Here is a 12069-nt window from a genome sequence, read left to right on the forward strand (position 1 = left end):
ATCCTGACTTGGTGAAAGTACTCATGGCGGTAATAGTAGCACACATACCTTCTGGTGACGAACGATTTATCCAAAGAAATTCAACGTGCTTAATACGCTATAAAGTAAACCTGAGAGTCCTATTATTCCTAAAAAGAATCCATAGCCAGTTCAAAATTGTTTCTTCATTGTATATTCTTCATCTCTTTTTTTACCGACACTATTCCACTTCTATTTTTGATCAAAATATCGTAAGCGAAATTCATTATACGAGTTTTTCGTAGTTAAAGTTAAGATAAACTCAGTTTTCATAATGATTAAACTTACTAAAATGACCACACATTCACCTAATAAAGTATAAAAGATGATATGGTTTCTCTTATCTTATTTTCTATTTTAAATATTCTGCTTCATTATGAGATTATAAAGCACTATGATTACCCATACATTTATGTTGGAAGAATCAAAATCTACTAAAAATCATTCCCCATCAAGCACCTTTTCTAAGCTTTCTCTTATTAGATCAGTATCTTCAGGATGATCCAGTTCTAATCTACCTGCTTCAGCATTTGCTGCTGAAAAAGGTGTTTGCACAGATTGTTTCATTTTAGGATCTTCAATAGAGTCAATATAATTCTTTTGTTTATGCCATGCTTCTTTGATGGAATTATAGTATTGGTCGTTTTCTAGAGCCTCTTCTGATTCAGATTCCATTGAATTTTCAGTATTTTGTGAATCTGGTTGTTGAATATACTCTATCATATGATTATAATCTAAATCTTCTGAACCTGGGTTTTTATCAAAATCTCGAGTCGCTATAGAGATAGTCTTTTCTTGATTATAAAAGAGATAATAACTATCTCCTACTATTTGTAGCGAATCTGTTTGGTTTTCTAGAAGTTCAATTTTCACCTCAGTATTAACCTTTATTTTTCTTTCTTTCCCATTGTACCCAATAAGAGAGATGTCTTTAGTAGCTATTTCATTAATTGAAATCGGATAAAATATATCTTTTTCATTTGAAGAAAAATAAATACCTTTTCCAAAACTATTTAAATCTTTTAGGTTTACAATAATTGTAGTAGGGACATTTTTTTGATTGCTGATAAAATTAAGCCTGTAAAGAGGCTTCTTGTTTGTATCATCTCCATTGAAGTTTTCTTCTTGTACAAAGTCATCTAAGTTTACTGCATAAGGAAAATTTTGTGTCGCCTCTTTACTGCTTGTACTGACTTGCTCAGAGCTTTCCATTGAGGTAGAAGCAATTGATGATTCAGCAGTAGAAAGTGATGAAGTTGAGTTAACGTTCTCTGAATTTTCATTACTTGAACAAGCCGTTAACAACATGAGGCTACATACTAGCATTAGATATTTTTTCATTAGTTCCACTTCCTTTATATGGAAAATATCACAAAAAACTGTAAAAATCAAAACTTGGAATAAATAGATAGTAAAACTCATTTTAGAAAAAGCCTTTACTCGCAAAAGAAAAGATATTTTAGGTAAATAGCTTCTAATTCCTTATGGTAAACGTAACTTATTTACAAATAATAAATCGATATTTATATATAAGTTACCATCTTAAGGTTTGAGTTAGGTATGACGTCATATTTATTAGAATATTTTATTACGCCCTTAATTAGCATTTTCTAGTTTGACATAAGTCTAAAACTAAAGTCGTTAAGACTAACTCGCGAAGATTTACCATTTAAAAAATTTAGCAAGTATAAACATAATTGTCCAAATCACTAAACCAGATGCAACAAAAATCGCAAATACTTGAAGAACATCTTGTAGAGACGTGACGGGATACCAACCACTTAATAAAAGAATTGGAAAAAGTGTCCCTAGCATGATTGAGAAGTGAATAGCACTTTGCTTTGCTAAACTCCATTGATCAATATTGTAAATAACAGTTGTTGAACCTAAAATCAGTAGAACGAACCCTCCAAAAAATAGGTTTCTAGCCTCTAAGATTTCACTTTGTAAGTAAAGAGCTAAGGCAAAAGCCTCTATAATTATAAAAGGGATACCACCTCTTAAAAGACTTTTTTTTAATCAATGTCATTACTAAACCCCCTCTTTTTTTAGTATACATGAGTTTGTCTCAATCCTTATTATGACAAACCCATTTATCGAATTTAAAGAAATGGTTCCATATTTTTTATAAATATTTTTTTATTTCATTTAGCTGCCATTTTCGTTCAAGAGTAATTGATTCTAAACTATTAGAATTCATTAGTCCTATTGTCTTTACTGCATAATCTGAAGCGACCATTGCATGTTCTTTCATGTGTCCACTTCCTACTGCTTGACCAACGACTCTTAATGCCGTTTTGTTTATTTCTAACTCACTGTCAAGCGCGAGTTTGTGGATTTTGAAACCTGCTTGTCTTATGTCTATAATTCTGGCTTCTTTTATTTGCCACAATTCATTGATTCTAAATCCTTCTTTTATCTCGGGTACGGCTTCATAATCTATATTAACAACTTTTAATATATGCTTTGCTATGGATAGAGACCATTTTGCTGCATCTATCTGATTCATCTTTTCATATCTTTCATCAATTTCTTTTCTGAGCTCACTATTATCTATTATTTTTAATTTTAATCTCGTTGGCATACACACTACCTCCTTGAAGACAAACAACTTTAAAAATACATTTGCTCCATTCTTACTGGAACATACTCATACTTAAATGGTTTATTCGAAAGCTTAAAATATTTGTTTACTTAGCCAGTGAACCATTTGATTTTCTCGTTCCACAATGTTTTTTTCTTTATAGTTTCCTAATTCAATTTCTTATTCCGTATATATTTTTTGCTCATGTCGTAACCTCCGATTCCAAACCGTTCCATTGGAGTATAACGAAAAACAGATAAAAATAACCCGAAAACGAGAACACTCTTTTTTTGAGTGTCTAATTTTCGGGTATGGATTTAAAAAGAATAGGATTAAACTATTTTTTTAATTCTTCTAGATATTCAATTCCTGGTAATGGCGGTAACATAACGCCTTCGCTCGTATACCATTCAATTAATCCGGCCGGTAAAGCGAGAGAATCTACTCGATCTTTTTTAATCGATAAGACAATCTCATCCGATCTGTCCTCTTTAATTTTTAAGGTAAATTCTGGATCAATCAACGCACTTCGACCAATAGCCACTAGGTCGCCATGGTTCAAGGCATCCAAAGCATCATCTGCTGAGAATATTCCCGCAATAATCATCACCGCTGCCCGGTCACCGACTGTTTCCTTAATCGTTTTACCAATCGGCATATTGGTTCCGACGCTTTCTGCATCATATTTAGTAAAGAGTGATACATGGACATAGTCAATCTTAAAATCAACAATTCGATCAATTAGTTGTTGTGCATCGCCTAAACGATAACCAACATTCTCGCCATGTATTTCTTCCGGAGTGATTCGGTAACCAATAATGAAATCTTCTTTATCACTATTCTCAGCCACTTGTTTTACTTCTTTCACCACAGCTAATGGGAAGTTCATCCGCTTCTCAAGTGTGCCGCCCATTCGTCTTCGCGCGTATTCGAGTAGGAAGAAAAGAACTGTTGGATGAGGTAGTGATTGGCTCCATGGATTTCCACGCCGTCAAAACCTGCTTTAATAGCCCGTTCAGTCGCCTCCCCAAATTCTTTGATAATCGTTAAGATTTCTTCATGGCTAAGCTCTTTTGGCGTATAAGGTAAAAATGGAAAATCAATCGCACTTGGTGCCACTACTTGACCGTATGATTCATACGCAGCAATTGCTTCACGTCCAGCATGATGCAATTGTAAGATAGCCTTATTTCCGTCTTTTTTCATGGTCTCAGCTAGTTTTTTGAGTCCCGGAATAATCTCATCGGTAGAGACATTGATTTGCTTTTCAGCGCCTCGTCCACCTTTACTAACTGAAGCTGCTCCTGTAATAAGCATGCCTGCTACTTGAGACCGCTTGTCAAAATAGCTCAAATCTTCTTCGGTAATTTCTCCCTCAGCCGTTGACGCTAGCACAAGCATTGGTGACATAGCGATTCGGTTGGGCAGTGTAGCGCCATTAGGTAATTTAAATGATTCGAGTAAAGCTTTGTAGTTATTTGTCATTTATTTTCTCCTTAGCTAATCTATATTTTTTCCGATGCTAATTCAATACTACTACAAAAGAATCATAATTAATAAGTATTAGACCTCGGGAACAAAATCCTTACCGGCTCCTTCTGACAGTTTGCAAGCCTTTGGTTCGTTTTCTTTGTTCATTATGATATCAAAGATAGAATCCTTTCAGCGGAAGTATGAAAGCAGAATCCAGAATATAAGGAGAGTAGTTATAGTTCTTTAAAGTATGGTGTACTTGTTAACTAACTGTGAAAAATATCAAAACAGCTACAGCTTCTGCGTACGATCTATACGCAATAGACAACGACCCACTGCCAAAAATAATCGATTTTAATACTATATTAGATAGTGAAAATGACGCTGTTTGTATAACAAAAACTACTAAAGTTGCGATTGTTCCGTTCCTTGAAGTTTCTGAGGAACACGCATTTAAAGAAAGAGGAAGAGATCACTAGGTTTATGGAGTAGATAATATTGAAATTAGTGATAATACACCTGTTCTTTACGAAGAATTTAATGTCATTTTAAATAATATATGAAATCTTGTAGAATTATGTTTTCAGAATCTTAATAAATAATTTATTCATGAAATTTTTTAATGAGGTGCTTATTTATTTTGGTCTTCTTTTTTCTTCAATAATCATAAAAATTAAATTTGCAGCAAATAAAACAAGAAAAATCCGCTCAATTTTATAAGATTCATCCCAGATCATGCTAACAATAAGAAGGCTCAAGATAAGAAAAAGCTGTATAATTACTGGTAATCGCAATTTTTTTCACCAATTTCCCCCTATTTATCTAATTCTATTCCAGTTCTAGTCTTTCGATACTCTATTCTTAGTAAAATTAGTTACAATCAACCTTACCCCTGCATATGAAAGTACCCATATCATAAAGTCTATTAAAAAAGGTATTAAATCAAAGCTATCTTGCCAAGGATTAAAGGAGAACCCAGTATAGGTTATAAAGAACCCACGAATTAAATTTGCTATGATAAACGTAATTGAGATTATAATCAGTTCTTTTTTCATTTTTAGCCACCCCAATATTTCATTTAATGTTTCCATATAGAACCTTTATTATTTTGATAGTCTGTTTGCTTTTTGTGCTTGAGTTCTAAAATTATAGGTAGAATATTTAATAAAATCGATAAAGATACTAAAACCCAAAATGCGATGCTCATGGTAGGTACGACATCGGATAAAGCAGTCCAATCCTCGACGTTAACCCAGTTAGATACCATGCTGTAACTGGCAGTCAAGGTTAATATCGTAAATGATAAACCGATTATAGAGATAAAGATTTATAAATGTCGCTAATACAGTAATAACACCAAATAGTAACCACCTATAAACAACCTCCAATTTTTTTGTTTTCTTTTAATTATTATAGCGCAAATAACTTTTAATCTCGTACCTTTAAAGAGAGCTGAATCGGATTTGTATAGATTTATTTATATACAAAAAAAATAGTACAGAATTCACTCTATACTAGTCGTGTCGTTCCTTGTATCGTTTTTCTATTAATCAACTTTAGTGATAGGAATCATTATATCTAAAATATTTTTGGCCTTGTAATGTTCAATCATAGGAAGTGACCATTCAATCGATTCTTCATAGTTACGAATCAAAAAATCATATGCTGGTCCTATTTTTTCATACAGTTCCGGTGGATTAAATTTGAGCCGTAATCGAATGTAGACTCCGCCTTCAAAATCAAATTGCTTCAATCCGAAATTCTCTCCGTTATCTTCATCCAAAACAAGCGAACAGACGCGATAAATGTTACTGTTACTATAGTCGAATCCATACATTTTACGTCCTGTTAAGGAAGGAAAGTGCTCTTCAAATTTCGGTCAAGCATTTTTTTGGTTCTTGATATCATTTGACACTTCCATGTAAAGAAGTTTCATACTTTTTACCACAATCTTTTGAACAATACCTAACTCTGTTTGTACTGTTTTATCCATTCTTTTTACTCCTTTTTATCTAAGATATAACGATTTAATAAGAGATATTCTTATGTGGCAACGCAACTTGGATATGGAAAATATTTTCATTTACACTTGCTTGGACCGTTCCATCCATTGATTCAACGAATTTTTTATACATTTTTATTAGAGAGAAGTAGGGTCATTTTTTTGACAAAAACTTATTATTGATTAAAAAAAGATAGATAATCTATTAACGATATGTAAGTTGTATCATTACTGATATCTTGATAATAAGGAACACTTTTCTCATTAAACAGAACCTGGTATAGATGTAAATTTATCGTTTGATCAGAGATATTCTGAATGGAATGAGCTGCATTTTCCATAGAAAATTTGAGGTGTGCTGGGGTTAGCGTTCCAATGGGGATTTCTTTTATATCTACCAATCCGCGTATTACTTCTGTTACTGGCTTTTTTTATCAACTACAACAATATTATCCTGGTATTTTTTTATCAACTCTTCAATGTCCATTTTTTAAGCTCCTTTAGTCGAGCGTTAACTTATTATTCAACTAACTACTTTATTTTACTTCGTGAAGTATCTCCTCAACAGATATTTTGTATAGTTTTGCGAGAGATATTAAGTTAGATGTACTAGGGTCAGATGTCCCATTTTCCCATTTAGATACCGCTTGTCTACTGACACCAATTGTTTCCGCAACAAATTGCTGGGTCATCTTGCAATCTTCTCTTTGTTGTTTTAAGACTTCACCTAATGATTTTTTGAATGTTCCTTTTTCTTCTCTTACCTCTTTTGATTTGGTATATCGAATTAATGCTTTTATAAGAAAAATACCTGTAACGATTATTGTTGTGATCGCTACTAATCCGATTAATAATACGCCACCAAAAATAAGAATACCTAATAAATCTAATTTCATATACCCCTCTGCTTTCTTTTCTATATAATAGCAATTATTAATGGTTGTCACCACCTACTATCACGCAACTTTCAGTTGCAATACGGTTACTACGCCTTCTTTTCGCATAATTCTATTCATTCATCAAAAAAAAGTCTCACTAACTTTCTCGCGAGACTCTTTTTTTTAGTTTGTTCTTTGTAAATTACTGTTTTTTTAATTTTTCTTTATATTCTTCAAGTTTTGTTGCTTCTTCGCCACTTAATACAGGTAATTTCGGATTTAATTCTGATAAGGTTTGACTAAAAATTTCCGCTATCACGAGGCGCGTAAACCAAGGATCATCTGCAGGAATAACATACCAAGGCGCATATCCAGTTGATGTTTCTTTTATGGCCTCATCATATGCATGATAAAAATCTTCCCATTTATCACGGTCATCCACATCACTAAAAGAAAACTCCCAGTTCCTATTAGGGTTGTTCATGCGTTCTAGTAGTCGTTTTTTTTGAACATTCTTATTCACATTTAAATAAAATTTCAGAACAACAAACCCATTTTCAGTTAAATAGCGTTCATATTCGTTGAGGTGCCGGTAACGTCGTTTCCAAACCGGCCCTTCTTTCCACTTATCAGGCATGGGTTCATTTTGATAGCTGCCATGTACACGACTACCTAATACTTCTTCATAATATGAACGATTTAGAATCGCTATCTCGCCACGTTTAGGGAGCGTTTCATGATGACGCCACAAATAATCACGTTTTAGTTCTTTATCACTTGGTTCTCCCGGCTCGGATTCGCGGAGCCCTTGCACAGAAAGGTTAGAAAAAACGGTGGTTACTGCTTCATCTTTTCCTGCTGCGTCCATTGCCTGTAATATCACAACAATTCCTGATTTTGCTTCTGCGAACAGACGCGTTTGTTGGTCACGTAAGGTTGAAATAACTTCTTCGAATAACGCTTCTTTAACTTCTTCTGTTGAATATGAAGCGGCATCTGGATGCGCTGTCGCGTACTCAGAAAGCTTTTTTTCTGGGGATGCTAAAAAATCATGGCGGTTTATAGTCATCTTTATTCTCCTTTTTTCAGCGGATTGAAATTATGGCGCATGAAAGTTATATCCTTGTCAATTACCTTCAGTTCATTACTTTAATAATCAGCGTAAGCGATATCAATTTAAAATTTTATCTCAACAGTAAATTCTATAAAAAATCCCCCTACGCATCCGATTTATTAAAAAGCAGACGTGTAGGGGGAGGTTTAATAAGAAACGCTTATCCGTTTTGATCCGTATCTTCTATAACATGACCATCGCGTTCGATATCAATTTCTTCTTTTGCAACCGTATCGGTTACTTGTTTATTTTCTGTTACTTTTTCTTTTTTAATCGCTACTTCTTCAACCACTTCTGTTCGTTTTTTGACATCCAGTTGTTCTTCTGTCACTGGAATGACTAATTCTTCTGTGCCATCATTTGCCAAGAGCGGTTCTGTTGTTTCAACTTGTTCTTGATCCGTTACAGGACGACGTTCAATGATGACTTCATCATGTGACACGGGAACGTTTTTAGTTTCCGTTTCTTCAACGACACGTTTTTCAATGGTAACTTCACCCGTTTGAACTTTATTTTTATCAACATCCAATTTTTCTTCCTTTAATTGAATGGTGTCGTCAACAGTATCTCGGTACCCTTCAGCAGCTGTGTTTGTATGCACTCCGCCTGTTACACTCGCGTCTTCGTCAACTAACACAATGATGTTCCCTTGAGCGATATCATCGCGATACGCATAAAGGGGGTCACGATCAGCGTCGTAATTAGGTTGCGTACGTGGATCTGTTTCGTTTTCATCAAGTGTAAACGCATCTTTTATTTTTTCCCACATTGAGCGTTCATTCTCGTTTCCGGTGTTTTCACGCAACTCACTTTGCGAACTCACTTCTGCTTCCATTGAATACGAAGGAATTGCGCTACGAACTGCTTCGTTTGCCACCACGTAAATATTCGAACGTGCGTACCCTTTATCTCTTAAGCGTTGAACCGCATCAACCGCGTCCTCTACGCGTACATAACTACCTTCTACTCGTTTGTTATTCAAAATAAAACGCCTCCTCTAAAGTTTCAGTTAGATTACTAACTGTGTGTCTATACCAAGTATAACGTTATTAATTAATTGATACCAATAAAACGCCTTATACCTTTTTTCTTCGAGAACGTTAGCTATAAAAAATTTAATACGGAAAAATATTACATCTAGCCTCTTATCGGTGAACATATTTATTTTTTTTCAAACAGTTCATGGTTATCTCTTTTAAAAGTTGTTAGCATTAAGAGTACTATTGTAATTCTAGATATATATTTTCTTTCACTTATTTCTAAAAATACTCCTTAGATGTAGATATAGTTATTATTTTTATTCTAATATGTCCCAACCATTTTCCATTGCAATTTCTCTTAATCCCTTATCAGGATTTACCGCAACAGGTGTTCCTGTTAATTTCAAGATATCATAGTCATAAAAGCTATCGCCATAAGCACAACTGTTTTGCCAATCAATGTTTTTATCCTTGAATCGATCAAGTACAGCAATTGGTTTATTCTTACCGGTTGTCACGAAGAGCTCCGAATTAAAATCATACGTGCCATCTTCTAGAAAATGAAGTTTTGTACCAATAATGGTATCAATAGAGATGTACTGCGCAACTTCATTTAGTAAGAGAGTATTTGCACCCGAACACAGAACAATGTGGTAATCATCTGCTTTTCGTTCTTCAATACTTGCAACAACCATTGGATTAAAAGATTTCGCAAGCTCTGAAGCGCTCGCAGCGAAAAAATTAATAATTTCTTCTTCTTTCATTTCTTCAAAAAGGAGCATAAAGTTCTTAGCGGCGGTCTCTCTGTATTTTTCTTTATCAAATGAGGCATCTATTTTTGAAACATATTTTGCTGTTGCTCCCAACATTTTTAAATAGAATTTGCCTAATTTACGGTAAGAATAATTGTTTTTTCTATAAAAGGCAATTAAAAAAGGAATGGTTTCTTCCTTACACAAGGTTCCGTCAAAGTCATATATCGCTAGTTTCATATGTCCTCCTGATTATTTTTTGACATAAAAGACACCCAAACGCACGCATAAAGCGTGCTGTTTGGGTGTCCATAGTAATCCCCTTATTCTTTATAATTTCGGGAATTGATTAAGGTGAAAAACTTAATAGCATATAGTGCACAGATTCCGACAATAACATAAACTATTTTAGAACCGATAGCCGTTTGTCCACCAAATATCGTAGCAACTAAGTCGAATTCGAATAGTCCCACTAAGAGCCAGTTAACGCCGCCAACAATTAAAAGGGTTAAAACAATATTATCTAGTGTCTTCATAATAATGCTCCTTCCTTTGGGTTTTCCAAGGTAATTTCCACAATGGTATTGGTTACTTTAACGTGAGTCTAGAAGTTTTGCGGTGTGACCAATAGTATGATTACCTACTTGTTTAGGTAACCTGAATACTCACCTAAACATTAGCACTTAAGAAGAGTACTGTCAAAGTAAGTGCTATATTAATATATTGTTTGGTCATTCTTTAAAAAGAAAGTATCTGTTTGTCCGCATCCAATTGTACCTCTTGCCCAAGAGGAAAGGTAAAAATTGGTTGTGTATGTCCAAAATTGACATTATAAAGAACAGGAATTTCTTTTAAGATTGGATATTTCTCTAAAATATGTAGTAAAAGAACTTCTGTCATTCCAGTTTCTTTTGGAAATCTGCCAACAATAAGGCCTTTAGGGTTTGTTGCGACTTGGAGTAAAGAAGATAGGTCACTTGCAAAATCTTGGTAAGAATGTTCCTCAGCTGATTCTACAAACCACAGTTTTTGATCCATATCATGCTGAAATGGCGTTCCCTGAATACGGATAAATGTATTTAAATTACCGCCACAACTCAGTGCTTTCGTTTTTCCACCCGTATAAGTTTTCCAGGTATTCATTCGCAGATTTCGAGGTCTATCGGGTAAAAACCATAAGTCATCACTGTAGTGGGTTGAAGAAGAAATAGTCACTGCATCACCCGAAGCGCATGCTTTCAAAAAAGAATCTGTTTGATAATCTTGTAAATCATTCATTTTAAAGCTGGAATAGTGTGGCCCTATATAAGTAACGAGGCCTGTTTTTGAAGTAATGGCATTATTTAAAGCGGTAATATCACTATAACCACAAATAATTTTTGGATTCTTCTTGATCAATTGGTAATCAATATATGGCAGTAGTTCATTAGAGTTAAATCCACCAATCGATGTTAGAATTGCTTTGACTTCTTTATTTGCAAACGCCTCATGAAGATCTTCCAATCGCTCTTTAATTGAAGACGAACCGATAGCATCTTGCGCCTCGATATTTTTACTGAAAGTCACCTTATAGCCTAACTCCTCCAGATTCTTTCTGGCTGCTTCGTTTTCATTCACTCCACCAATACGCGCAATATTACTGGAGGGTGATAAAATGCGAATGGTATCTCCCGGCTGTAAACGATTGGGTATAATCATAGAAGCCTCTCCTTTTCTTAAAATTTATATGTCCCGCTACAGTTGACTGAAATAAATATGTAATTGAAGTATGCCATACACTGTTACTTAAAAACAAAAAAATAAAAAATAATAAGTATTATCCCTATTAAAATTAAATCAAATATCAATTGACTAATCGTGAGTACATATGCTTTCCGATTTTCTGCATATTTCCATTCCATAAATGCTCTCGTTAATTCAGGAATCGCTATAGATAAAAGTGATACCTTAAGAGGAAGGGTTCTCCAAAAGAAATCATCTTTATAAGGATCATTAAATGTATAAAAAAGATATATTATCAAAATAATTACTAAAACAATTCGAAGTACCCAATCAATTTTCATATGAGTTTTATTCACGTAATCATAAGAAAGTATTTTTCGTTTTTCTACTTTTAAAAATTTGCTCATTATAGAATTGAAAATAAAGGATAACAGAAGCATGCCTACAATTAATATTAACAAGTGTCTTGTCTGGAATACATTCTCCACTTAGTTCCCCCCTTCTATAACTTAAAATCGCAGTAAACTTACACAGGCAATTATAATT

General features: G+C 34.0%; 11 protein-coding genes and 2 pseudogenes. 1 reads left to right on the forward strand and 12 read right to left on the reverse strand.

Annotated elements, in window-relative coordinates; genetic code table 11:
- Positions 1-459 precede the first annotated feature (459 nt).
- From BW727_RS06055 to BW727_RS10930, 4 genes and pseudogenes are all read right to left on the reverse strand, one after another.
- A complete protein-coding gene (locus BW727_RS06055; protein ID WP_062470572.1) occupies positions 460-1359 on the reverse strand; it encodes a putative periplasmic lipoprotein in 900 nt (299 codons plus the stop codon).
- Between the two features lie 321 nt (positions 1360-1680).
- On the reverse strand, positions 1681-2010 hold the full coding sequence (locus BW727_RS06060; protein ID WP_217994425.1) for a DUF3021 family protein: 330 nt from the start codon (positions 2008-2010) through the stop codon (positions 1681-1683).
- A 133-nt stretch (positions 2011-2143) separates the two neighbouring features.
- Entirely contained in the window at positions 2144-2602 is a 459-nt protein-coding gene (locus BW727_RS06065) for a putative immunity protein (RefSeq protein WP_062470577.1), read from the reverse strand.
- Positions 2603-2939: 337 nt separating this feature from the next.
- A pseudogene (locus tag BW727_RS10930) lies at positions 2940-4087 on the reverse strand (NADH-dependent flavin oxidoreductase).
- Between the two features lie 254 nt (positions 4088-4341).
- Between BW727_RS10930 and BW727_RS06075 the strand changes: the two are divergent.
- Positions 4342-4533: pseudogene (locus tag BW727_RS06075) on the forward strand (ASCH domain-containing protein); the annotation flags it as partial.
- A gap of 1088 nt (positions 4534-5621) precedes the next feature.
- On the opposite strand, the gene BW727_RS06090 reads toward BW727_RS06075, so the two are convergent.
- The 8 genes from BW727_RS06090 to BW727_RS06130 all read right to left on the reverse strand — a co-directional run bounded on the left by BW727_RS06090 (position 5622) and on the right by BW727_RS06130 (position 12011).
- Positions 5622-5912, reverse strand: a complete 291-nt coding sequence (locus BW727_RS06090) for a hypothetical protein (RefSeq protein WP_227807160.1) — start codon at positions 5910-5912, stop codon at positions 5622-5624.
- Between the two features lie 701 nt (positions 5913-6613).
- Positions 6614-6973: a helix-turn-helix domain-containing protein gene (locus BW727_RS06100; RefSeq protein ID WP_062470588.1), complete on the reverse strand. Its 360-nt coding sequence runs from the start codon at positions 6971-6973 to the stop codon at positions 6614-6616.
- A 184-nt stretch (positions 6974-7157) separates the two neighbouring features.
- Complete coding sequence (locus BW727_RS06105; RefSeq protein WP_077795784.1) at positions 7158-8024, reverse strand: PPK2 family polyphosphate kinase; 867 nt, start codon at positions 8022-8024, stop codon at positions 7158-7160.
- A gap of 205 nt (positions 8025-8229) precedes the next feature.
- On the reverse strand, positions 8230-9051 hold the full coding sequence (locus tag BW727_RS06110) for a DUF2382 domain-containing protein (RefSeq protein WP_062470591.1): 822 nt from the start codon (positions 9049-9051) through the stop codon (positions 8230-8232).
- Between the two features lie 315 nt (positions 9052-9366).
- The gene (locus BW727_RS06115; protein WP_062470594.1) at positions 9367-10041 is read right to left on the reverse strand and encodes an HAD family hydrolase; all 675 of its coding nucleotides are present in this window, start codon (positions 10039-10041) and stop codon (positions 9367-9369) included.
- An 83-nt stretch (positions 10042-10124) separates the two neighbouring features.
- A complete protein-coding gene (locus tag BW727_RS06120) occupies positions 10125-10337 on the reverse strand; it encodes a DUF378 domain-containing protein (RefSeq protein ID WP_062470597.1) in 213 nt (70 codons plus the stop codon).
- A 202-nt stretch (positions 10338-10539) separates the two neighbouring features.
- Positions 10540-11499 carry a S66 family peptidase gene (locus tag BW727_RS06125; RefSeq protein ID WP_062470600.1) on the reverse strand — a complete coding sequence of 320 codons (960 nt, stop codon included), beginning with the start codon at positions 11497-11499 and terminating at the stop codon, positions 10540-10542.
- Positions 11500-11582: 83 nt separating this feature from the next.
- Positions 11583-12011 carry a DUF4181 domain-containing protein gene (locus BW727_RS06130; RefSeq protein ID WP_062470603.1) on the reverse strand — a complete coding sequence of 143 codons (429 nt, stop codon included), beginning with the start codon at positions 12009-12011 and terminating at the stop codon, positions 11583-11585.
- Positions 12012-12069 lie beyond the last annotated feature (58 nt).

The sequence above is a fragment of the Jeotgalibaca dankookensis genome (assembly GCF_002005405.1).
Lineage (GTDB): Bacteria > Bacillota > Bacilli > Lactobacillales > Aerococcaceae > Jeotgalibaca > Jeotgalibaca dankookensis.

Coding starts and splice junctions, on each gene's coding strand:
- BW727_RS06090 (WP_227807160.1), bottom strand. CDS start 5,912: ATGTATGGATTCGACTATAGTAACAGTAACATTTATCGCGTCTGTTCG.
- BW727_RS06115 (WP_062470594.1), bottom strand. CDS start 10,041: ATGAAACTAGCGATATATGACTTTGACGGAACCTTGTGTAAGGAAGAA.
- BW727_RS06065 (WP_062470577.1), bottom strand. CDS start 2,602: ATGCCAACGAGATTAAAATTAAAAATAATAGATAATAGTGAGCTCAGA.
- BW727_RS06100 (WP_062470588.1), bottom strand. CDS start 6,973: ATGAAATTAGATTTATTAGGTATTCTTATTTTTGGTGGCGTATTATTA.
- BW727_RS06055 (WP_062470572.1), bottom strand. CDS start 1,359: ATGAAAAAATATCTAATGCTAGTATGTAGCCTCATGTTGTTAACGGCT.
- BW727_RS06120 (WP_062470597.1), bottom strand. CDS start 10,337: ATGAAGACACTAGATAATATTGTTTTAACCCTTTTAATTGTTGGCGGC.
- BW727_RS06105 (WP_077795784.1), bottom strand. CDS start 8,024: ATGACTATAAACCGCCATGATTTTTTAGCATCCCCAGAAAAAAAGCTT.
- BW727_RS06125 (WP_062470600.1), bottom strand. CDS start 11,499: ATGATTATACCCAATCGTTTACAGCCGGGAGATACCATTCGCATTTTA.